The organism is Arthrobacter sp. QXT-31 (assembly GCF_001969265.1).
In the GTDB taxonomy this organism is placed as follows: domain Bacteria; phylum Actinomycetota; class Actinomycetes; order Actinomycetales; family Micrococcaceae; genus Arthrobacter.
This window is the reverse complement of sequence record NZ_CP019304.1, coordinates 3,041,258-3,062,674: the sequence shown is the minus strand read 5'-3', so window position 1 is coordinate 3,062,674 and position 21,417 is coordinate 3,041,258. Positions and strand designations below refer to the sequence as shown.

Genomic DNA, 21,417 nt, shown 5'->3' with positions numbered 1-21,417 from the left:
ATGGCGGTACCCGAAACCTCGTTGACCGCGGCGGATCTGGCCCGGATCGACGGGCAGCTGGCGGACACCGACCGGCTGCTCGAGCAGAACTACCCGGGCGACGACGGCTCCCGCCAGCCGGTGCACACGGTGTACGTCCCCGCTGACCGGTTCACGCCGTCGCTCGCCGCCGACTGGGGAAACCAGGCGCTGTCGACGGCGGCCGCCCACGGCGGGCTGGCCCGGCTCGGTTCGCTGCTGGGCCAGGACGCCGACCTCGCCGAGGCAGTCGCCTCCCGGGTGGAGACGAAGCTGGGCACCGAGCCGATCGAGGATCTCCGGCTCGACTTCGAGGACGGCTTTGGGGACCGGGGCGACGACGCCGAGGACGCCGCCGCCGTTGCCGCGGCGTCCGCGGTGGCCGCCGCAGTTTCGGCCGGCTCCGCGCCGCCGTTCATCGGCATCCGGTTCAAGTGCTTCGAGGCGCCCACCCGCGCCCGCGGGCTGCGCACCCTCGACCTGTTCGTCACCGGCCTGGCCGCGGCGGGCGAACTGCCCGCGGGCCTGGTCCTGACCCTGCCCAAGGTCACCACCGTGGCGCAGGTCCAGGCCATGGACTACGCCGTCTCCCGGCTCGAGGAAATCCATTCGCTCCCCGCCGGCCGGCTCCGGTTCGAGGTGCAGGTGGAAACCCCGCAGCTCATCCTCGGCCCGGAGGGGACCTCCCCGGTGGCGCAGCTGCCGCACGCGGTCCCCGGCCGGATCAGCGGGCTGCACTACGGCACCTACGACTACTCCGCTTCCCTGCAGATTTCGGCGGAATACCAGTCGATGGAGCACCCGGTAGCGGATTTCGCCAAGGAGGTCATGCAGCTCGCTGTGGCCGGCACCGGCATCCGGCTCTCGGACGGGTCCACCAACATCATTCCCGTGGGCGACAACGTCGAAAATGCCTGGCAGCTGCACGGCCGCCTGGTGCGCCGTTCCCTGGAGCGGGGTTTCTACCAGGGCTGGGACCTGCACCCGGCCCAGCTGCCCAGCCGCTTCGCGGCCACGTATGCCTTCTACCGCCAGGGCCTTCCGGCCGCGGCCGGGCGGCTGCGGAACTACGTGGAGCAGACGGAAGGCGGCGTCATGGATGAGCCGGCCACCGCCCGCGCACTCGCAGCGTTCGTCCTGCGCGGCGTGCAGTGCGGAGCGGTCGGTGCCGAGGAAGTGCAGGCGCTTGCCGGCGTCGGACTCCCCCAGCTCACGTCGCTGGCCCACCCCCGCCTCACCACAACTTCAAACTAAGGATCCAGACATGGGCAAGTACTACTATCCCGAAGGCGGCCTGCCGCCGCAGACCCACCTCACCACCGAGCGCGCCATCGTCACGGAGGCCTACACGGTCATCCCGAAGGGCGTGCTGACCGACATCGTGACGAGCAACCTCCCCGGCTTCTCCAACACCCGCTCCTGGATCATTGCGCGCCCGATCTCCGGCTTCGCCACCACGTTCTCCCAGCTGATCGTCGAGATCGGACCGGGCGGCGGGGCGCCCCGGGCCGAATTCGAGGAGGGCGTCGAGGGCGTCATCTTCGTCACCAAGGGCACGGTCAACCTGACCCTCGACGGCGAACTGCACCAGCTCGAGGAGGGCGGCTACGCCTACCTCGCCGCCGGGGCGCAGTGGGGGCTGGAGAACGTTTCGGAGGACATCGTGTCCTTCCACTGGATCCGCAAGGCCTATGAACGCCTTGAAGGGTACGAGGCCAAGTCCTTCGTCACCAACGAGAAGGACGTGGAGCCGACTTCGATGCCGGACACCAACGACGTCTGGAAGACCACCCGCTTCACCGATTCCAGCGACCTGGCCCACGACATGCAGGTGAACATCGTAACGTTCCAGCCGGGCGGCGTGATCCCGTTCCCGGAGACCCACGTGATGGAGCACGGCCTGTACGTCCTGGAGGGCAAGGCCATGTACCTGCTCAACAACGACTGGGTGGAGGTGGAGGCCGGCGACTTCATGTGGCTCCGCGCCTTCTGCCCGCAGGCCTGCTACGCCGGCGGCCCGGGCGAGTTCCGCTACCTGCTCTACAAGGACATGAACCGCCAGGTCCGCCTGACCTAGCCGCCTCTGCCACCGAGATCGCCGGAAGCCTGCCAGTTCGCCGCAGGCTTCCGGCGATTTCGTGCGTTTCCGGCGACTTCGCTAATCAGCCCTACCCCTTGCGCCACAACCGGGGGCGCGGAAGCATGAAGGCATGCTGACGATCGGAACGACTGTCCTTGGCGTCAACGACGTCGCCCGCGCCACTGCCTTCTGGTGCGACGCCCTCGGCTACGTCCCCCGGGAAGACGGCGACGAAACCTGGGTGGTGCTCATCCCGCAGAAGGGCGACGGCGCCCGGCTCGCCCTCATGCTCAGCGAAACCGCCGTGCAGCCCCACCCGCGCCTCCACCTGGACCTCTACGCCGATGACCAGGCAGCCGAGGTGGAACGCCTCGTCGAACTCGGGGCATCCCGCGTGGACTGGGACTCCTATCCGGACGACCCCGACTTCATCGTGCTGGAAGACCCCGACGGCAACCGCTTCTGCGTGGTGGATGCGGCCGCCTGATGCCCCCGAAAGGACGCACCATGGAATTTTCGCCACGTACCGCCATCGTCACCGGCAGCGATTCAGGGATCGGCCGGGCAACCGCGGTGGCGCTGGCCAGGGCCGGCCTTGACGTCGGCATCACCTGGCATTCGGACCAGGACGGTGCCGAGCGGACGGCCCGGGAGGTCCGGGCGGCTGGCCGGAACGCGGTGGTCCGGCAGCTCGACACCACCGACCTCCTGACCTGCGCGGATGTCATCGATAGCCTGGCCGAGGACCTGGGCGGAGTTGACGTGTTCGTCAACAACTCAGGCACAGGCGACGGCACCAAGTTCCTCCAGCTGAACTATGAGACCTGGGCTAAAACGCTGGACACCAACCTCAACGGCGCCTTCCTTTGCATCCAGGCGGCGGCCCGCCGGATGGTCGACGCCGGGCGGGGCGGCCGCATCATCGCCGTGACCAGCGTCCACGAGACGCAGCCCCGCGTGGGTTCGTCCGCCTACGACGCGTCCAAGCACGGACTGGGCGGGCTCATCAAGACCATTGCACTGGAGCTGGGAAGCCACGGCATCACCGCCAACTCCGTGGCCCCCGGAGAAATCGCGACGCCGATGACCGGCCAGACGGACGAGGATCCGCACCAGGTGGACCGGCCGGGTGTTCCGCTGGGCCGGCCGGGCGATGCGCGCGAGGTGGCCGCCGTCATCGCCTTCCTCGCGTCACCGGCGTCGAGCTACGTCACCGGGGCGTCGTGGGCGGTCGACGGCGGCATGCTCCAGATGGGGCCGCAGGCCGGCTCCCACATCACCGGCCACGAGTGGCGCGAGCAGTAGGAAGAGCCGGAACGGAAGGCGGCCGGCGGGAGAGTGCTCCCGCCGGCCGCTTTCCCGGACCTCGCTGCTGAAGCCCGGCGTCTGGTAGCCCGTCAGGGCTTGAGGACAACCTTGATGCAGCCGTCCTCCTTCTTCTGGAATTTTTCGTAGAGCTCCGGCGCCTCGGCCAGCCCCGCGGTGTGGGTGACCAGATCCATCACGCCCAGCGGGTCGGCGTCGTCCTCCACGATGGGAAGCAGTTCGTCAGTCCACCGGCGGACGTTGCACTGGCCCATGCGCAGCTGGATCTGCTTGTCGAACATGGTGAGCAGCGGCATGGGGCTGGCCGTGCCGCCGTAGACACCGCTCAGGGAAACCGTGCCGCCGCGCCGGACTGAATCGATGGCCGCGTGGACCACGGCCAGCCTGTCCACGCCGGCGGTTTCCATGGCTTTCTGGGCCACCTTGTCGGGGAGGAGTCCGAGTGCCTGGTGCGCGAATCCCGCCACCGGCGAGCCGTGTGCCTCCATGCCGACGGCGTCGACCACCGCATCCGGGCCCCTGCCGCCGGTCATCTCCCGCAGTTCGTCCGCAATGCCCTTGGAATAGTCCAAAACCTCGACGCCGTGGCGCGCCGCCATCTCGCGGCGGTCCGGCACGGGATCCACAGCGATGACGCGCTGGCCGAAATAGTTGCCGATCCGCGACGTGAACTGCCCCACCGGGCCGAGCCCGAAGACCGCCAGCGTCCCGCCGGCCGGGGCATCAGCGTACTTCACTGCCTGCCAGGCGGTGGGAAGGATGTCCGAGAGGAACAGGTAGCGCTCGTCCGGCAGCTCCTGTCCCACCTTGACGGGGCCATAGTCAGCAAACGGCACCCGCAGGTACTCCGCCTGCCCGCCGGGGACAGACCCGTACAGCTCGGAGTATCCGAAAATCGCACAGCCGGAGTTCTTTTCCCGGACCTGGCTGGTTTCACACTGTGACTGCAGGCCCTGGGAGCACATGTAGCAGTGGCCGCAGGAAATATTGAAGGGAACGACGACGCGGTCCCCCTTTTTGAGGTTGGTGACGGCGCTGCCCACCTCCTCCACGATGCCCATGGGCTCATGGCCCAGCACGTCGTCCTTGTGCATGTAGGGGCCAAGCACCTCGTACAGGTGGAGGTCGGAGCCGCAGATCGCAGACGACGTGATCCGCACGATCGCATCCGTGGGCTCCTGGATGACGGGATCCGGTACTTCCTTCACGCTCACCGAGCGCTTGCCTTGCCAAGTCAGAGCCTTCAATGGAATGCCTTCCTGTCGCTGCACGTCGCGTCCATTCGACCGTAACGTGCCCTGGTCCGGATGTGAAGATCAGTATGCTTATCAATCCTAGCGGGCCGCAAAGGCGAAAAGTAAGCACACTTGCTTTTCTCTTGTCTCCGGCCCGGAACGCTCCTAGCGTAGGAACCGACCGTGCCCCTGAAGAAAGGCAACATCATGTCGCTGTACCAGCCCGAACCGGTGGAAATCTCCACGCGCATGCGCCCCGGCGAATGGACGGAGGCGAGCCTCGAGGAGCTGGTGACCACGTACCGTGCAAAGATCCTCGCCATGGGCGCGTCGGTGTCGGATGTGGTCACCGAGGTTGTCAGGAACGACGACGGCTCCGTCGCGGTGGCGGTGTCCTGGAACAAGGGGTCCTACGCCGATGAGCCCGAGGGTGGCGGGTTCACAACCACCGAGACCAGGGCTGACACGGCCGGCGCCTGACCGGGCCGCCAGGGAACGTTTCCCTGCCAGCGAACCCAGGCCGGGGAACCTAGGAGACTGCTGAACTAATTGCTTTTGAAGGGCTGGTCCGGGGCGTTCATGTGTTCCGGGCCAGCCCTTTGTCACTTGTCTGGGTTTTCGGGACTGGGTCGTTTTAGGTGGTTTCGGGCTTTGGCGCCTGTTGATCGGGTGGGTGGGTTGTCTGCGGCCCGGCGTGAGAGGCCTGCTTCTGGCTTCTGGCTTCTGGCTTCGGGTTTCAGGCGATGGCCCAGGATCCCTGTTCGCTGGTGAGCCCGAGCTTCAGGAGGCGTTTGAGGTTCACTGCGGCGATGCGCAATTGCCACCAGGCTTGGTTCTTCGTGGTTCCGCGGTAGCGCAGGCGCCGGTTGTCTTTCACGAGCCACGCGATGGAGCGTTCGACCATGGGCCGGTGACGCGTGTAGTCGGCCTGGAAGCTGTTTTCTTGAGCTGCGGTGCGGTGCTCGCGCATCAGGGCGTGCTCGGGATGCAGCTCAATTTTCCGGCCCCGGGCTGCGGTCGTGCAGCGGGACTTCAGCGGGCAACCGGTGCAGCCTGCGCCGAACGTGACATATCCCTTAGCGGTGATCGCGCGCACCAGCCCGTTAGGGCAAGTCAGCGTTCCGGCCTGATGGTCGTAGGTAAAGTCATCAATCGTGAATCCGCCCTCGATCGCCCGGGCCAGGGGCTTGGGCTTGATCAAGGCGGTATGCCCGGCCGCGGCCAGGGTCCTGAGCAGTTCTCCGGTTCCATAGGCCGAGTCCGCCAGCACCTGCACGCCGGTGGTGATCGTCTGGTCCAGCTCCAAAAGCATGGCCCCGGCTTCGGCATCGGTGGCACCCTCGCCCGCGGCCTTGGTGAGCGCCGCGGCGGTCACCAGTCCGGTGTCCGGTTCGATCACGATGTGGGCCTTGTAGCCATCCCGGCGGTCTTCCCGGGTCTTATGCGCATGCCGGGTGTCCGGGTCCACGGTGGAGATCATCCGGTCCGGGGCGACTTTCCGGGCGATCCTCCACCGCCCGTCCGTCCCGTCCGAATCCTCGGCTGGCTCCACGTCCTGCCCGGCGACAAGGGCCAACAGCGCGTACGCATCAGCGGCCCTGCCATCCAGGGTCTCGGGATCGACCGCCGCAAGCAGGGCCATGGCGTCGGTGACCAGAGCCGAGATCAGCCCGTCCTTTGCGTCCCGGTCATCCCACGCGATGTCAGGCTTGCCGGTGCGGGTGTAGTCATACCCGGTGGCCTGGGTGGTGATCAGATCCTGCCCGCCGGGGACGTCACGGCCAAAACGGCGTATGCCCGCGATCAGCTGCGTGATGGTGTCCTGCCTGGCGACCGCGTCGTCCAGGACCGTGGAGTCCACCGCCCGCCGGCGCTTCCCCTTCAGCACCCCGGTCTCGGCGACGACTTCGGCGATGGCCTCCATGATCCGGTGCGGGTTCTTCGAGGCGGCCAAGCGCCTGCGCCAGTACGTCAGCGTGCTCGGGTGAAACGCCGTATCAGTGAGCCCGTACCCGCATGCGGCTTTCCACCGCAGATCATAAGTCAAAGCCTCGGCGGTTTCCCGGTCAGATAAACCCAGCAATGCCTGCAGCACCAGCACCGAACCGATCACCGGGGCCGGAACCGATGGCCTGCCCCGGTGCGACGGGAACAGGTCCTCCATCATTGAATCCGGGAACAGCCGCCCCCGATCCGCGGCCAGAAAAGCGAAAACGCTGCCCGGGGCCAACAACTCCCCGGCCAGCGCCTCCACATCCAAATACCCACGCTGCGCGTCTTCGCGTCCCTGCATAAGCCCAGTCTTAACCACCCAGCTCACGAGTCCAGCCGACGCGCCCCACTACCGCCGATTAGTTCAGCAGTCTCCTAGGCGGCGAGCAGCTTTCCAATCGCGCTGCTGCCCAGGTTCTCCAGCAGTTCCCGCGGCCCCGCGTACACCTCAGCCGCCCCGACTGACAGGAGCTCCGCTTCGCTGGTTCCCCCGCAGGTGAGCGCGATGGTGGGCATGCCGAGGGCATTGGCGGCCATGACATCCCACACCGCGTCCCCGACGTAGACAGCTTCCGAAGCCTCAACCCCAACAGCTTTCAGCGCGGCCACAAGGATGTCCGGCTCGGGCTTGCTGTTTTCGGCGTCGTTGGCGCTGGTTGCCGCGTGAATGAAGGAATCCGCGGACAACGCCGTCCGGAGCGCCGTGAGGTCCTGCTGCCTGGCGGACGAGGCCAGCGCCACCGCCAGCCCGCTCTCGCTGCACTGCACAACCAGGTCGCGGGCCCCGTCGAGGGGCCTCAGCGACGGCCAGTATGTGCCGAAAACCCCCGAATGGGCGGACAGGACAGCCTCATCCACCTCATCCTTGTTCCGGGAGTCCGGCAGCAGCGTGTCCACCAGGCGCGCCCCGCCCATCCCCACGCAGCGGTGGATCCGGGCCATGGGCACGTCGTAGCCGGACTGGCGGAACGCATGCCACCAGGCGAGGGTGTGGATGTAGGCGGAATCGATTAGCGTCCCGTCAACATCGAACAGGACACCCTTCCGGCGATCGGTTCCTCTCATGCGCATCAGCGCTCGGCCAGCATCGGGGCGGGCACGCGCTGCGGCATCGCCTTGCCTTGCGGGGACACTTTGCCCGGCGGGGACACTTTGCCTTGCGGGGCAGCGTTGCCCTGCAGTGAGACCTTACGCTGCGACGGGGGAGCCAGCGGTGAGCTATGACCGGCACTGACCGCAGACTTCAATGCCTGCCGGGAGGGCTTCATGTGGCGCTTTTGGGCCGGCCGCTTGACGGCATCCTTGCAGAGGTCCCGGATCAGGCCGGTTCCGGCGATCTCCCGCGCCTGCGCAATTCCCGCAACCGCTGCACGCTTCGTCGGGAAGGTGACAGACACCGCCATCAGCGCCCCCGTCCCGTCCAGCAGCCGGATCCTGTATCCGCCGTCGGGAGCATCCACCAACTCGAAATATCCAGACATTTAGGCCTTCCTCCTTCTTCACCGTTCGGTGAGGTGTTAGTAAGTATACTTACCTAACGTCAAAGGTGAGAGACGTCACCCGGTACGGGCCTTTGCGGGGAGTGGTTTGTCGCTTCGGCGGGGCTTGCGCTGGTTCAGCTCCAGCGCGCTGGTGACCAGCGCGAAGTGGCTGAAGGCCTGCGGGGTGTTCCCCAGATGCCGCCCGCTCTGGACGCCCCATTCCTCGCTCAAGAGGCCGACGTCGTTGCGCAGGGACAGTAGCCGCTCGAACAGTTCCGTGGCCTCCCTGCGCCTGCCGGCACCCAGCAGTGCTTCCACAAGCCAGAAGGAACAGGCGAGGAATACCCCCTCATCCCCGGGCAGGCCGTCGTCGCTCACCTGGGGCCGGTACCGGAGCACGAAGCCGTCCTCCGTCAGCTCACGCTGGATGGCGTCGATGGTGCCCACCACTCGGGGATGGTCGGGCGGCAGAAACCCGACCCGGGGAATGAGGAGCAGGCTGGCATCGAGCTCGGGCCGGCCGTAGCTTTGCGTGAAGGTGTTCCGGACGGGGTCGAAGCCGTTCTCCATGACCTGGGCATGGATGGTGTCGCGGAGTTCCTCCCAGCGGTCTGCGGGGCCGGGAAGCCCTGAGTCCCGGACCCCTTTGACCATCCGGTCCGCCGCGACCCATGCCATCACCTTGGAATGGGTGAAATGGCGGCGCGGGCCGCGCATCTCCCACAGCCCGTTGTCCGGCTGGTCCCAGGCTCCCTCGAGGTATTCCATCAGCGCCACCTGGACGTCCCAGGCCTCGTCGGTGTGCTTCAGCAGTGAGTTGCGGGTCAGGGCAAGGCAATCCAGCACTTCACCCCACACATCCAGCTGTAGCTGACCCGCGGCTGCGTTGCCCACCCGGACCGGCGCCGATTTCTCGTAGCCGGACAGCCAGGGAAGTTCCAGCTCGGGAAGCCGGCGTTCGCCGTGGATTCCGTACATGATTTGCAGGTCAGCCGGATCCCCTGCCACTGCCCGCAGCAGCCAGTCCCGCCAGGCGGCCGCCTCTGAGGTGTAGCCGGCGGCCAGCAGCGCCTGCAGCGTCAGGGTGGCGTCCCGGAGCCAGCAGAAGCGGTAGTCCCAGTTGCGCGGCCCGCCCAGCTGTTCGGGCAGCGACGTGGTCACCGCTGCCACGATCCCTCCGGTTGGCGCGTAGGTTAATGCCTTGAGCGTGATCAGCGAGCGCTGCACGGCGTCCTTGTACGGTCCGGCCACCTTGCACTTATCGGTCCATTCGTGCCAGAACCGCTCGGTGGAGTCCAGGACTTCCTCGGCGTCCACGGACCGCGGCCGGCGGACATGGCTCGGCGCCCACGTCAGCACGAACGGCACCCGCTCGCCGGCCTTGACAGTGAAGTTGCTGACCGTGTGCATGCGTTCGCCGCGCAGGGGGGCGGTGGTCACCAAATAGGCGGAATCCGGGCCGGCGATGGCATGCAGGCCCTGGCTGTCCCTGCGCACCCAGGGGATGATGTGGCCGTAGTCGAAGCGCAGGGCCAGCTCGCACCGCATTCGGACGTGCCCGTGGAGGCCCACCACGATCCGCACGATGTCTGCCACCTCGTCGCGCGGCGGCATGAAGTCGATGACCCGGACGGCGCCGTCGTCGGTTTCCCATTCGGTTTCCAGGATGAGCGTGTGCCGGCGGTAGCGGCGCCGGGCGCATTCTCCTCCCCCGGCAGGGGCCAGGAGCCAGCGGCCGGATTCGGGGGTGTCCAGGATCGCATTGAAGCACGCCGGCGAATCGAAGCGCGGCAGGCACAGCCAGTCAATCGAACCTTCCGTGCTGACCAGGGCGCCGGTGTGCAGGTCCCCGACCATCGCATAATCCTCGATGCGTACCATGCCCTTACAGTGCCACAGGCGGCCCCGCCGCACGAGGGGTAGCCGGGTGTAGCCTGAAGCTAGGCGGAGCGGCCGCCGGAGCCCTGTCCAAATAAGCTTGCCCAGCCCTTCCGGAATCGCCGGTTCGGCGGGCGGAAGTGGAGCATTGCGTGGATAGTCGCCTGAACGAGACTGACGTGGTGGGCCGCGTCCAGGAGATGCTGCTGGACACCCAGGATGTGCAGGACTTCCTCGAGGAGCTTGCACGGTTCTCCGCGGACAATATGTCGGGACCGCGCGGCCGGATCTATTGTGGCATCACCCTTCTGCGGCACCGCTCGGCGGCCACGGTAGCCAGCAGCGGCAAGCACGCCCAGGCATTGGACGAACTCCAGTACCAGTTTGGCGACGGTCCCTGCCTTCGCTCCTGCCGGGAAGGTGTCGTTGTCCACGTTCCGGACTTCGAGCTGGACACGGAATTTCCGGACTACAACGAAACCGTGCTGAAGAACGGCATACGTGCGGTACTGGCGGTGCCTTTCGAGCTGCCCGGCGCCGACGCCCGGGCGGGACTGAACCTGTACTCAGAGAAGCCAAACGTCTTTGACGCCGCCGCCGTGGACCGGGCAGTCAACTATGTGCGGCAGGCCTCCAAGGGTCTCCGGCTCGCGGTTATGCTGGCCCAGCGCAACGAGAACGCCGCCAACCTGAGGCGGGCCATGGAATCGCGGACCATCATTGACACGGCCGTGGGCATCATCATTGCGCAGAACCGCTGCACCCAGGAGGACGCCATCAACCTCATCAAGTCGGCGTCCAGCACGCGCAACCTGAAGCTGCGCGACGTCGCTGCGGCCATCGTGGAGTCCGCCGGCGGCGGCAACGTCACAACCCACTTCGAGTGAGTCCGCCACATGAGGACCCATATCGGCACGTCCGGCTGGAGCTATGACCACTGGGAAAATGTGCTGTACCCGCCCGGGCTTCCCACCCGCGACCGGCTGCAGCACTATGTGGCAAGGTTCAGCACCGTGGAGCTGAACGCCAGCTTCTACCGCTGGCCGCGGGACACCACCTTTGCCGGCTGGCGGACCAGGCTGCCGGCCGGTTTTGCGCTCTCCGTCAAAGCCCCGCGCGGGCTCACCCACGGCAAGAAGCTGTATGCCCCCGAAGTCTGGATCGAACGGATCTCGCGGTGCTGGCATGAGCTGGGCGACAAGCGGGCGGTGCTGCTGGTCCAATTGCCTCCGGACATGGCGCGCGATGACGCCCGCCTGGACTATTTCCTTGCCGTCATGCCGGACTGGATCCGCGTGGCCGTGGAGTTCCGGCATCCGAGCTGGGAGCAGCCGGAGGTGTATGGCCTGCTTGAACGGCACCAGGCTGCATACACGGTCATGAGCGGCGCCAACCTGCCCTGCAACCTGGAGGCCACCGCACCGTTCGTCTACGTCAGGCTGCACGGGCCCGACCACCGGCACCTGTACGGCGGCTCCTACTCAGACGACGACCTGCGCTGGTGGGCGGACAGGATCCGTGAGTGGCGCGGCTCGGGCCGGGAAGTCTTCGCCTATTTCAATAACGACGGCGGCGGCAACGCCGTGCGCAATGCGGCCACGCTGCGGGGGATGCTGGGAGACGGCGAGTAACAGAGTGCGGGCCGGCAGCCCATGGGCTGCCGCCCTGTGGCAGAGTGAAGCCATGGACATGCCGTCACAGGAATCACCGCTGGCAGGGACGAGTTTGTCAGGGACCCGGGTCTTCCGCCTGGCCCACCGGCTCTCGGACGCGATCAATACGTCGCGCCTCAAGCTCGCCCGCCGCTGGAAGTTCGAACCGAAGACGATCGCCTACCAGGGGTACGGCTCCACGGAGTGGGTCCGCGTCCTGGGCCGGGTAGTGCTGGCCAGCAAGCCCGTGCCGGGCAGCCGTGCCGACCATGCCGCCCGGAACGGCACCCAGAATGTGCGTGGCTGGCGCGCGTTCACCAGCGTTCCCATTCCACGTTCAGAGGTGGAGATCGAGATCGCCGGGACCGTCACGAAGGTGAAGGCCGACCGTGGCGGACTTGTGGACATCGACATTCCGGTGTCCCTCTCCCCCGGCTGGCACACGGCCATACTCCGCTCGGCGGGCACCGAACCGGCGGAAGCCAGCATCTTTGTAATCTCCCCTGACACCAAGTTCGGCATCGTCTCCGACATCGACGACACGGTTATGGTGACGGCACTGCCCCGGCCCTTCCTGGCCCTCTGGAACACCTTTGTGCTGAGCGAGCGGGCCAGGATGGCCACCCCGGGCATGGCCGTGCTGCTGGACCGGCTGACTGTTGAACACCCCGACGCGCCCGTCATCTACCTCTCGACCGGCCCGTGGAACGCGGCGCCTACCCTCGCACGCTTCCTCACCCGGAACATGTACCCGGCCGGCCCGCTGCTGCTCACGGACTGGGGCCTGACCCAGGACCGCTGGTTCCGCAGCGGGCAGGAACACAAACGCCGCAACCTGGAGCGGCTGGCGGCGGAGTTTCCGCACATGCGCTGGCTCCTGATCGGCGACAACGGCCAGCACGACGAGCAGATCTACTCACAGTTCACCCAGCACAACGCGGACAAGGTGGCGGCCATCGCCATCCGGCAGCTGTCCGTGAGTGAGGCAGTCTTCGCCGGCGGCCATTCTGAGGACGGGGACCACAGCGCCTCGACGGTGCCCTGGATCTACTCCCCTGACGGGGCGGGCATAGCCCGGCAGCTCAGGGAGCTCGAACTGCTTTAGGCGGCCAAGCTGCTTAGGTGACAGGCCGCCTTAGGTGACAGGCCCGCCGTCGGGCATTCCGCCGTCGGACATCCCTATGTCTGTCAGCATGCCATCAGTTACGGCACCCTCCGGCGCGGCCGCCGCAGCCGCGACGGCGGCATCCGCCGAGGCGGCCAGCTTCCGTTCCTCCTGGAGTTCCTGGAACCAGTAGAAGGAGGCTTTCGGCGTGCGCTCCTGCGTCTCGAAGTCCACGTGGACCAGGCCGAACGGCTGCTTGTAGCCGCCCGACCATTCGAAGTTGTCCATCAGGGACCAGACGTAATAGCCGCGCAGGTCGATCTTCTCCGCCTCGCCGCCGGGGGCCGTGGCGCGGAGGGCGGTGCCGAGGTGGTCGGACAGGTAGCGGAGCCGCCGCTCGTCGGGGATGAAGGTCCGGTTGGTGGACTTGTCGCGGACCTTGACGTCCTCGAAGCTCGCCCCGCCCTCCGTGATGATCACCGGCGGAAGGTTCGGGTACCGTTCGGCCATTTCCTTGAGCGCCACGGCCATGTACTCCGGCTTCACGGGCCAGCCGTAGGCGGTGGTTTCGGTGTCCGGCCACGGTTCAATATGCAGCGGCGCACCGGGCGTGGCGTCCTTGAGGTCATCCCCCATCGCCTCCGCCATGGCCGCCGGCACCGGGCTGTCGCCGCCGCCGGCAGCCACTCGGGTGGGCATGTAGTAGTTCATGCCGTAGAAATCCAGCGGCTGGCAGATGACGGCCATGTCCTCATCCGGGTGGTCGAAGGAGGAGAAGAACTTCCCGAGGCGGATCAGGTCCGGGTATTTCCCGGTAAGCACCGGGTCCGCGTAAAGCCGGTTCTGAGCCACATCCATGGCGCCGGCACTGATCCAGTCGAGGGGGTTGCCGGAGTTGGGCACCACGGGCGAGTACACGTTGGTCATGCCGATTTCGCCAGGCACCTTGGCCGCGCGCAGTGCCTGCAGGGCAAGGCCGTGGCCCAGCAGCTGGTGGTGCACGGTGGGCAGGCCGTTGGCGAAGTCGGCCTTCCCCGGGGAGTGCAGGCCCAGGGCGTAGCCGTTCGTGGTCACGGTGGCGGGCTCATTGATGGTCACCCAGCGGGCCACCCGGTCCCCGTACGCGGCCGCGGCGATGGCGGCGAACTCCCCCAGCCGGTAGGCGGTGTCCCGGTTAAGCCAGCCGCCGTCCTCATCGAGGGCCAGCGGCGTGTCCCAGTGGTAGAGCGTAACCATCGGGGAAATCCCGTTGGCCAGCAGCTCGTCCAGCAGCCGGTCGTAGAAGTCCAGGCCGGCCCGGTTCACCGGTCCCCGGCCATCGGGCTGGATCCGCGGCCACGCCAGTGAGAACCGGTAGGAATCGATGCCGAGTTCCTTCATAAGGGCCACGTCCTGCGGCATGCGGTGGTAGTGGTCGCACGCCACGGCGGGGCTGTGGCCGTCCACGATCGTCCCGGGCTTGGCGGCAAAGACGTCCCAGCCGGCAGGTCCGCGGCCGTCCTCATCGAGCGCCCCCTCAATCTGGAACGCGGCTGTAGCCACCCCGAGGGTGAAACCGGTCGGGACCATGGCGGCCAATTCTTTGGCGGAAGGATGCATCGCTGGACCTCTGTGACGTTGTGAACGGCTGGTAACCGAAACTTCAGATTGCCGGAGTCTACCGCTCAGGGCGCCGGGCTGCCCGGATTAATCACAGAAATCACATTCCCGGCCGGGTCCTTGAACCACGCGATATCCGGCCCCATCCCGCGGGCGATTCCCTTCGCGTCCGTGGGCAGGTCGGCATCGTCGTAGATCTTGGTCCGGACGCCAGCCGCGTTGAGCTCGTCAACGGCCGCCTCGACGTCGTCCACCACGAGGTTCAGCACGGTGAAGGTGGCGGGCTCATGGTTGTCCTTGGGATAAACGAAAATCCTGTGGCCTTCCGGCATGGACAGCTCCAGCGTGCCCATCGCGCCGTCGGATACCGCCAGGCCCAGTGTCTGCCCGTAGAACTCCCTCGCCCGTGCCACGTCATCGACGCTGAAGCTGGAAAACGAACCCCTGGGCACAAACATGGCCTTCTCCTTCAGCAGCTCAGGTCCTTGCGCCGCCGTACTCCTGCACCTTCCGGGACTGCGGTATCTCCCAGAATGGCACAGGCCGGGCTCGCTGACGAGGGGCCGGGAAGGGGAGCCGGGCGTCGCCGCGCCTGCCCGCCGGGCACCATCCTCCGCCAGGTGTTGACCGCCGCTGGTAGGGTCTGCGGCATGGATGAAAAATTGGGGAAGTTCATCGATGATTTCGCGCAGCTGGTTCAGATCGCGCAGTCCGGACAGCACCGGGTGAAGGCCGGAAGGCAGCTGGTGACAACGATCACGGACCATCTGGAGGTGCCGGCCGAATCGCTCGCGGTGGTGGTGGAGGAGGTGCCCGCGCACCGGTTCGTGGACGCGGACATCCTGATGGCCGAACTCGCCGCTGAGGATGATCAGTTCCGGCTTGTGGGCATCGGCGGCGGAGACCAGCGCCATCACCAGTCGCTGAGCGACATGCTGCAGCAGTCCCAGTTTTTCCCGCAGTTTCCGTTGTCCCAGCCCGACTACATCAACCTCGCTGTGGGCCCGGACGAACAGCGGCAGGCCGTGGCGCTGGGCCTGTGGCTGTTCAGGCACGAAGGCCGCCCGGTTGCTGTCCTCCAGCGGGACGCGGCGCCGCGGTACGGGCGGCAAACGGCATGCCTCGAGGTCCTGGCTTCCGAGGCGAAGAACACCGCGGACTTCCTGGCCGAGTTCCGCCGGCGGATGCAGCGCGGCAGCGTGCTGAAAGGCCAGGTCATCTCCCTGGTCATGGGCGAGTACGGGCCCAGCACCGGCGGAGTCACCTTCCATGCCCGGCCGGGGCTCGCCGCCTCCGACGTCATCCTTCCCCAGGGGCTGCTCCGGAAAGTGGCCGATCACGCCCTGGGCATCGCCGCGCACCGGGAGTCGCTGAACGAGTACGGCCAGCACCTCAAGCGCGGCATCCTGCTGTACGGCCGGCCGGGCACCGGCAAGACCCACACCGTGCGGTACCTGCTGAGCCAGAGTACCGGCATCACGGCGATCCTGCTGTCCGGAGGGTCACTGGCCAGGATCTCCGAGGCTGCCGCCATGGCCCGGGCACTGCAGCCGTCGATCGTTGTGCTTGAGGACTGCGACCTGATTGCCGAGGACCGGAGCTTCGGGCACGGGCCGCAGCCGCTGCTGTTCGAGGTGCTCGACGCCATGGACGGCCTGGACCATGACGCCGACGTCGCGTTCATCCTTACCACCAACCGGGTGGACATGCTCGAGCGGGCCCTCGCCCAGCGGCCCGGCCGTGTGGATCTGGCCGTGGACATTCCGCTGCCGGCGCTGGACGAACGCATCGGGCTGGTGACCCTGTATGCACGCGGCATTCCGTTCAGCCCTGGTGCCGTCCGGGACGCGGCCGCCCGCACCGAGGGAACGACGGCCTCCTTCGCGCGTGAACTGGTCCGCCGGGCCGTTGTGCGTGCCGCCCTGGACGGTTCAGCTGTGTCGGACAGCTACCTGCTCGGGGCGGTGGAAGAACTGATGGCCGACGGCGAGACCCTCACCAGGAGCCTGCTGGGCAGCGGCCCCGCCGGCGGCGGGGACGGGTTGGGCGGCCCGGGCCTGCCCGGGGCCGGGTTTGGCGGGCACGGTTTTCCCGGACCGGGATTCCCCGGACCCGGTCCCTTCGGACCGGGGTCCACAGGCTTCGCCGGACCGGGTTAATCAATCCACCAGTGGCGGCGGGCCGAAGAGGAATTCGTTGGCGTGGGACACGGCCTTGCGGAAGGCATCGTTCCGCAGGGCCACCAGGTTGGCGGAGCCGCCCGCGCCCGGCTCCAGGAACTGGGTGAGGCCTGGGCGAAGCACCCAGATATCCCCCGACGGCGGCAGATAGAACACCCCGAAGGAGCGGTGCTGCTGGTCGTCGTCCGACCAGACGGGCACCACGGCCAGGGCGGCACCGGTGGCGGGGTTGATCCACTGCGCGCGGGGCATCGGCTCCTCGTGGGCCTCGGGATCCAGGAACGGCGCTGTTCCCTTGCCCCAGCGCTGTTCGAAGCGCTCATGGAAGGCCGGGATCAGGTGGGAGTCATAGCGGCGCCAATCGCTCATGGCTGTGGTTCTCCTCTGGCATACGGATCGGGTTCAGGCCCACGGCCCGCTCTCCCACCGGACTGGTGTGACGCGCAGCGGCGGCTCCCGGTGGCGGACCACGTGGACGGGAATGTCCTGTGCTTTGCTGGCGGATGGTTGGGCGCCGGCAGGTTCACGTGCAGCGGCGGCAAGGACCTCCCGGTCGTAGGCCGCACGGCGTTTCGGGTCCCGGAGCACGGCGAAGGCCTGCATGACGAGCTGCAGTTCGGCCGGCACCCCTTCACCGCTGGCAACATCCGGATGGTGGCGGCGCATTTGGGTGCGGTAGGCGCGGGCGATTTCCTGCTGCGACGCCGCCTGCGGAACCTGCAGCACCGCATAGTAGTCCGGTGAGGGGCTGGTCATGACTGAAGCCTGGCAGTTGGAAGGAACTTTTGTTGATGGGCGCGGCTGGGCGGCCTGGCGGAATCCGGCTGGAAACCGCAGGCCGCCCCTGCCTGCACGGCGGCCGGCTACGTTTCGATCTGGTGCAGCTGGCCCTTGCTTTCGATCTCGATCTTCCGTGGCTTTGCCTGCTCGGCAACCGGAATCCGTAGCGTCAGGACGCCAAGGTCGTAGCTGGCCTTGATGTTGTCTGCGTCCAGGGTGTCACCGAGAATGAGCTGGCGGCTGAAGACGCCGCGCGGCCGCTCGGACACCACCAGTTCGACGTTGGGCTGGGTGGCGTCACGGCGTTCGGCCCGGACAGTCAGGACGTTCCTTTCAACGTTCAGATCCACGGCGTCCGGTGAAACTCCGGGCAGGTCAAAGGCCACCACAAACTCCCCGTCTTCCTGCCACGCGTCCATCGGCATGGCTGCCGGACGGGCTGCTGTTCCGAAGACCTGCTGTGTGAGCCGGTCCAGCTCACGGAACGGGTCAGTACGGATTAGCATCATTTCCCACTCCCTTCAGCATGTAGGTTGGCTATCCACCGTGTTTACCTATGGTGGTGGATATAGATTTTTTATAGCACCGGTGCCAAACTGGTGCAAGAGGAAAATCAGGAAATCTGGATGGGGAACCATATGGGCAACCGGGACAGCGCCGGGCGCGGGCTTTACGCGATTTCCGTGGTGGCGGAGCTGGTGGGAACGGGCCAGCAGAACATCCGGCTCTATGAGCGCCGCGGACTGCTGACCCCGGAAAGGACGGAGGGCGGCACCCGCCAGTACAGCGAAGCCGACCTGGCGGTCCTCCGGCGCATCGCCGAGCTCCTGGACGAGGGGCTCAACCTCGCTGGCGTGGCGAAGGTGCTCGAACTGGAAATGGACAATGCCCGGCTGCGGCGGCAGCTCAAGCGCGCCCGCGCCCGCGGGACTGAAGCCGGCACCGGCAGTGGAGCTGGCACCGACGACGGCGACCTGCCAGCAGGGTCTGCCAGCCAGGACGGCGAAGCCTGAGGGCTATAGCCGCCCGCCGGCCAGCAGGAAGGAATCTTCGAGCAGTTCGGCGAGCCGGCCGCCGTCGACCCTGGAAAGCCGGACCAGGACCAGCCGGGGTGACCGCTCATGGTGCGGCGTCCAGAAGTAGGTGTCCGGATCCGTTCCGGCGAGAGCCTCGCGCTCTGCTGTCTTGACCGTAAGCACGCCCGGTTCCCAGATCCGGGCCATCAGGGTCCTGGCGAACCAGGCCGGCTGGTTCCAGCTGGCGCGCTCAGTCACGCCCGGCAGGGCAAGGCACAACCTGCGGACATCGGCTTCAGTGGCCATGCCTAGTCCTGGGTGTCCGCCTTCGACAGCTCCCCCGTAACCTCTTCCCCGGGTATCCGGGCGGTGCGCCAGGTGTCCACTGCGATCACCGCGCCGAGGACCACCAGCGAGAGGGCAACGGATGCCACGGAGTCGCTCACCCAGTGGTAGCCGAGGTACAGCCGGCTGATCGCGGACAGGACGATGCCGATAATGGCGCAGGCAAAGGCTATGACCGCGGCCTTGGGCTTCCGGTGGCGGGAAAAGACCAGGAACGTGGTGACCAGCAGGAAGTCCGAGGCGCCCAGCACGTGACCGGACGGAAAAGAAAAAGTGTGGTCGGCACCGAACAGCATCTGGTCCACGGGAGGGCGTTCCCGCCCCACGGTCCTGCCGACTAGCTGGGCCAGACCCACGCCTGTCAGCATTGCCGACGCCAGCAGAATGGGCCGCCAGGCATGCTTGGCCAGGATGCCCCACGCCACCGTGACCACAAGGACGATGATGGGCAGCGCCACGGGGCCGAAGATGACGGCGAGGACAATCATGACGACGGTCAGGACCTCCGAGCGCGTGGTCAGGAGCCAGCGCTGCGCCGCATCGTCGGCGCTGGCCAGGCCGTCACGTTCCAGGACGCCGGACAGCGTCACAAAGAATACGGCGGCCCCCACCACAGCGAGCACGATCGCCGTCACGTAGAGCGCTTTTCTCGCGCCGGGTTCCATGTAGCGTTCTTCCACCACGAACTTGTCGTGGAAAACCCGCCACCGTCCCTGTTTGCTCACTGATTCATCTGCCACCTGAAAGACCGCCTGTGCGCTGAGGGAAAGTGTCTAGAACTGAAGGTTATCCCTGTTCGGCGCCGGGCGGCAGGAACCCGGACCCCTTACGGATGTCCTCCCCCGCTGTTACGGTAAAACTTCCAGCCCACGAGGTCTCAGGAGACGACATGAGCACTGAAGGAACCGGCCAGGAAGACCAGAACAGCGGAACGTCACCGCAGACGCAGGGGGACGGCGTTCCGGATTCCGGCACCGGCGTCGCGGTGGGTGCGGGTGAGCCGAACACGTTCGAACCGGAGGAGGGCAGGAATGGCGCCCCAGGCGGCACGCAGACCGGCACACCCACCGATGACCAGATCGCCACGGCGGAGGAGACCCCGGACGTCGAGGAAACTCCCGTAGACACCACTGAGCCCAGTTAGGCGCAAAACCGATAGACCCGTTCCGGTAGCCCTGTCCTGAATGACGGACGCGGTGGATAATTGGTCACACATTCAAGTGGCAACGGGGCTACGGAGGCTGCCGTGAGGATCATCGGACTGCTTGTGGTCATCTGGCTCATCATCGGCGTTTTTGCCGCATTCCAGCGCGGCTACTTCGGCGGTTCCCCGGACTCCTGCACGGAGGCCGGAACCGTGGCGATCACCATCGCCGCCGGACCGCTGAACTACATGGGCGCCAACCCCAAGCTGACCTGCGAAGTGCCCCAGCCTTCCAAGTAGCAAAGGCCCTCCTGCCGCTTCGCCTAACGGCGCATTGCCTGATTCACGCGCGCGTCCTCCCCGTCCAGGACAGCGTCCAGGGTCAAGCGCGAACGTACACTTGGGGCCCTTGGGAAGCGCTTCCCAAGGGCCACAAGTGTACGTTCGCGCTCAGCCCGGGCTCGGCGCTCAGTCCTCCGTGGGCGTCGTCCGGTTGGAGTGGTAGGTCCGCCAGCTGTGTTCGGGCGCGTAGCCGAGGAGGCGCTTGGCCTTGTCGATGGACAGCAGGGTTTCGTGCTCGCCCAGTTCCTTCGTCACCTTCACCCGGGGGAACACCTCCGCTGCAAGGCTGGCACTGGAGCGGCTCATGACCGTGTCGTCGTTGGCGATGATGAAGGCCTCGAAGCCCGGCGTGCGGTATTCGAGGGCACGCGCCACTGCCTGGGCGCCGTCGCGGGCATCGATGTAGCCCCAGAGATTCCACTTTCGCAGCGCGGCGTCCGAGTCGAAGGACGGGAACTCCTCGTAGTCCTCCGGGTCCATGACATTGGAGAAGCGGAGGCCGGTGATGCTCAGCTCCTGGTCCCAGCGCGTCATCTGGATGGCCATCTGCTCCTCAAGATGCTTCACCAGCGAGTAGGTGCTCTCCGGGCGCGCGGGATATTCCTCATCCACCGGGATATAGGGAGGATCGACGTCGAACGGCAGTCCCAGCACCGTCTCACTGGAGGCGTACACGATTTTCTTGATGCCGGCCCTGCGGGCCGCCTGGAACACGTTGTACGTGGACAGCATGTTGTTTTCGAACGTGGCGGCGTCAGGCACCAGGCCGGGAGCCGGGATGGCACCCAGATGGACGACGGCGTCGAAGCCCTGGTGCCGGTCGTCCAGGCCGAGGATGACATCCACCACCTGCCCGTAATTGCGCAGATCGACGGCGGCAAAGTGTGGGCTCCGGCTGCCGGTGCGGTCCAGGTTGAGGACCGAGTGCCCGTCCGCCACCAGCCTGCGGACCACGTTCTGCCCGAGCTTTCCGCTGCCTCCCGTTACGGCAATTCTCATTGCGGCATTTCCTCCCGTTGGTTTGCCGGCCCTCGCCCGGGCGGCAGTGTTCCATGGTCCTGGCTGCTTCCGCTGCCGGGCACCTTCCCTCAGCCTAGGGCCCGGGCCGCAACAGCGGTCATATTGCGTGCACGAACTGGTGTATATTTTCTCGGTACGGTTTAGCAGAAGGCCGTTGGATTGTTGTTCGATCCGGCACCTTGCTCGCTGCCATGCGCCCCCGCCACGGGGTACCTGCACCGCGC

At 66.8% G+C, this 21,417-nt stretch carries 25 protein-coding genes; 12 read left to right on the top strand and 13 right to left on the bottom strand.

Annotation, left to right across the window (positions count from 1 at the left end):
* The 4 genes from BWQ92_RS13860 (at position 1) to BWQ92_RS13845 (ending at position 3,403) form a co-directional block, all read left to right on the top strand.
* A complete protein-coding gene (locus tag BWQ92_RS13860) occupies positions 1-1,272 on the top strand; it encodes a DUF6986 family protein (protein ID WP_076800355.1) in 1,272 nt (423 codons plus the stop codon).
* A gap of 10 nt (positions 1,273-1,282) precedes the next feature.
* Positions 1,283-2,095 carry a bifunctional allantoicase/(S)-ureidoglycine aminohydrolase gene (locus BWQ92_RS13855; protein WP_076800353.1) on the top strand — a complete coding sequence of 271 codons (813 nt, stop codon included), beginning with the start codon at positions 1,283-1,285 and terminating at the stop codon, positions 2,093-2,095.
* A 133-nt stretch (positions 2,096-2,228) separates the two neighbouring features.
* The gene (locus BWQ92_RS13850) at positions 2,229-2,585 is read left to right on the top strand and encodes a VOC family protein (RefSeq protein ID WP_076800351.1); all 357 of its coding nucleotides are present in this window, start codon (positions 2,229-2,231) and stop codon (positions 2,583-2,585) included.
* A gap of 20 nt (positions 2,586-2,605) precedes the next feature.
* The gene (locus BWQ92_RS13845) at positions 2,606-3,403 is read left to right on the top strand and encodes an SDR family oxidoreductase (protein ID WP_157365159.1); all 798 of its coding nucleotides are present in this window, start codon (positions 2,606-2,608) and stop codon (positions 3,401-3,403) included.
* Positions 3,404-3,495: 92 nt separating this feature from the next.
* Here BWQ92_RS13845 and BWQ92_RS13840 read toward each other — a convergent pair whose 3' ends face one another.
* Positions 3,496-4,671, bottom strand: a complete 1,176-nt coding sequence (locus BWQ92_RS13840; protein ID WP_076800347.1) for a zinc-dependent alcohol dehydrogenase — start codon at positions 4,669-4,671, stop codon at positions 3,496-3,498.
* 171 nt (positions 4,672-4,842) lie between these two features.
* Here BWQ92_RS13840 and BWQ92_RS13835 point away from each other — a divergent pair, with 171 nt between their 5' ends.
* Positions 4,843-5,139 carry a hypothetical protein gene (locus tag BWQ92_RS13835; protein WP_236782959.1) on the top strand — a complete coding sequence of 99 codons (297 nt, stop codon included), beginning with the start codon at positions 4,843-4,845 and terminating at the stop codon, positions 5,137-5,139.
* A 256-nt stretch (positions 5,140-5,395) separates the two neighbouring features.
* Here BWQ92_RS13835 and BWQ92_RS13830 read toward each other — a convergent pair whose 3' ends face one another.
* The 4 genes from BWQ92_RS13830 to BWQ92_RS13815 form a co-directional block, all read right to left on the bottom strand.
* Positions 5,396-6,952 (bottom strand): IS1182 family transposase, encoded by a 1,557-nt coding sequence (locus tag BWQ92_RS13830; RefSeq protein ID WP_076800345.1) that lies wholly within the window; start codon positions 6,950-6,952, stop codon positions 5,396-5,398.
* Positions 6,953-7,026: 74 nt separating this feature from the next.
* Positions 7,027-7,722 (bottom strand): HAD family hydrolase, encoded by a 696-nt coding sequence (locus BWQ92_RS13825; RefSeq protein WP_076800343.1) that lies wholly within the window; start codon positions 7,720-7,722, stop codon positions 7,027-7,029.
* Positions 7,722-8,132 carry a YegP family protein gene (locus tag BWQ92_RS24720; protein WP_236782957.1) on the bottom strand — a complete coding sequence of 137 codons (411 nt, stop codon included), beginning with the start codon at positions 8,130-8,132 and terminating at the stop codon, positions 7,722-7,724. The genes BWQ92_RS13825 and BWQ92_RS24720 overlap by 1 nt, the downstream gene beginning before the upstream one ends.
* 75 nt (positions 8,133-8,207) lie before the next feature.
* Positions 8,208-10,013 (bottom strand): glycoside hydrolase family 15 protein, encoded by a 1,806-nt coding sequence (locus BWQ92_RS13815; protein ID WP_076800341.1) that lies wholly within the window; start codon positions 10,011-10,013, stop codon positions 8,208-8,210.
* A gap of 149 nt (positions 10,014-10,162) precedes the next feature.
* Between BWQ92_RS13815 and BWQ92_RS13810 the strand changes: the two genes are divergently transcribed.
* From BWQ92_RS13810 to BWQ92_RS13800, 3 genes are read left to right on the top strand one after another with little or no spacing between them, the layout of a single operon-like run.
* A complete protein-coding gene (locus BWQ92_RS13810; RefSeq protein ID WP_083706310.1) occupies positions 10,163-10,897 on the top strand; it encodes a GAF and ANTAR domain-containing protein in 735 nt (244 codons plus the stop codon).
* Between the two features lie 9 nt (positions 10,898-10,906).
* Positions 10,907-11,641: a DUF72 domain-containing protein gene (locus BWQ92_RS13805; RefSeq protein WP_076800339.1), complete on the top strand. Its 735-nt coding sequence runs from the start codon at positions 10,907-10,909 to the stop codon at positions 11,639-11,641.
* A 52-nt stretch (positions 11,642-11,693) separates the two neighbouring features.
* On the top strand, positions 11,694-12,767 hold the full coding sequence (locus BWQ92_RS13800; protein WP_076800337.1) for an App1 family protein: 1,074 nt from the start codon (positions 11,694-11,696) through the stop codon (positions 12,765-12,767).
* A gap of 30 nt (positions 12,768-12,797) precedes the next feature.
* On the opposite strand, the gene BWQ92_RS13795 is transcribed toward BWQ92_RS13800, so the two are convergent.
* Both BWQ92_RS13795 and BWQ92_RS13790 read right to left on the bottom strand, forming a co-directional pair.
* Positions 12,798-14,366 (bottom strand): GH1 family beta-glucosidase, encoded by a 1,569-nt coding sequence (locus BWQ92_RS13795; RefSeq protein WP_076800335.1) that lies wholly within the window; start codon positions 14,364-14,366, stop codon positions 12,798-12,800.
* A 65-nt stretch (positions 14,367-14,431) separates the two neighbouring features.
* Positions 14,432-14,824 carry a VOC family protein gene (locus tag BWQ92_RS13790; RefSeq protein ID WP_076800333.1) on the bottom strand — a complete coding sequence of 131 codons (393 nt, stop codon included), beginning with the start codon at positions 14,822-14,824 and terminating at the stop codon, positions 14,432-14,434.
* A gap of 192 nt (positions 14,825-15,016) precedes the next feature.
* Here BWQ92_RS13790 and BWQ92_RS13785 point away from each other — a divergent pair, with 192 nt between their 5' ends.
* Positions 15,017-16,525: an AAA family ATPase gene (locus BWQ92_RS13785; RefSeq protein WP_076800331.1), complete on the top strand. Its 1,509-nt coding sequence runs from the start codon at positions 15,017-15,019 to the stop codon at positions 16,523-16,525.
* On the opposite strand, the gene BWQ92_RS13780 is transcribed toward BWQ92_RS13785, so the two are convergent.
* From BWQ92_RS13780 to BWQ92_RS13770, 3 genes are all read right to left on the bottom strand, one after another.
* A complete protein-coding gene (locus BWQ92_RS13780; protein ID WP_076800329.1) occupies positions 16,526-16,915 on the bottom strand; it encodes a hypothetical protein in 390 nt (129 codons plus the stop codon). It lies immediately after the preceding gene.
* Positions 16,916-16,948: 33 nt separating this feature from the next.
* Positions 16,949-17,302 carry a J domain-containing protein gene (locus BWQ92_RS13775; RefSeq protein ID WP_076800327.1) on the bottom strand — a complete coding sequence of 118 codons (354 nt, stop codon included), beginning with the start codon at positions 17,300-17,302 and terminating at the stop codon, positions 16,949-16,951.
* Between the two features lie 107 nt (positions 17,303-17,409).
* Complete coding sequence (locus tag BWQ92_RS13770) at positions 17,410-17,832, bottom strand: Hsp20/alpha crystallin family protein (protein WP_076803718.1); 423 nt, start codon at positions 17,830-17,832, stop codon at positions 17,410-17,412.
* A 120-nt stretch (positions 17,833-17,952) separates the two neighbouring features.
* On the opposite strand from BWQ92_RS13770, the gene BWQ92_RS13765 reads away from it, so the two are divergent.
* Complete coding sequence (locus BWQ92_RS13765) at positions 17,953-18,339, top strand: MerR family transcriptional regulator (protein ID WP_157365157.1); 387 nt, start codon at positions 17,953-17,955, stop codon at positions 18,337-18,339.
* A 3-nt stretch (positions 18,340-18,342) separates the two neighbouring features.
* Here BWQ92_RS13765 and BWQ92_RS13760 read toward each other — a convergent pair whose 3' ends face one another.
* Positions 18,343-18,648 carry an MmcQ/YjbR family DNA-binding protein gene (locus BWQ92_RS13760; RefSeq protein ID WP_076800325.1) on the bottom strand — a complete coding sequence of 102 codons (306 nt, stop codon included), beginning with the start codon at positions 18,646-18,648 and terminating at the stop codon, positions 18,343-18,345.
* Between the two features lie 2 nt (positions 18,649-18,650).
* Positions 18,651-19,352 (bottom strand): phosphatase PAP2 family protein, encoded by a 702-nt coding sequence (locus tag BWQ92_RS13755; RefSeq protein WP_083706462.1) that lies wholly within the window; start codon positions 19,350-19,352, stop codon positions 18,651-18,653.
* Positions 19,353-19,576: 224 nt separating this feature from the next.
* Between BWQ92_RS13755 and BWQ92_RS13750 the strand changes: the two genes are divergently transcribed.
* Both BWQ92_RS13750 and BWQ92_RS13745 read left to right on the top strand, forming a co-directional pair.
* A complete protein-coding gene (locus BWQ92_RS13750) occupies positions 19,577-19,831 on the top strand; it encodes a hypothetical protein (RefSeq protein WP_076800321.1) in 255 nt (84 codons plus the stop codon).
* Between the two features lie 102 nt (positions 19,832-19,933).
* Positions 19,934-20,131 (top strand): hypothetical protein, encoded by a 198-nt coding sequence (locus tag BWQ92_RS13745; RefSeq protein ID WP_076800319.1) that lies wholly within the window; start codon positions 19,934-19,936, stop codon positions 20,129-20,131.
* 168 nt (positions 20,132-20,299) lie between these two features.
* Here BWQ92_RS13745 and BWQ92_RS13740 read toward each other — a convergent pair whose 3' ends face one another.
* A complete protein-coding gene (locus BWQ92_RS13740) occupies positions 20,300-21,172 on the bottom strand; it encodes an NAD-dependent epimerase/dehydratase family protein (RefSeq protein ID WP_076800317.1) in 873 nt (290 codons plus the stop codon).
* Positions 21,173-21,417 lie beyond the last annotated feature (245 nt).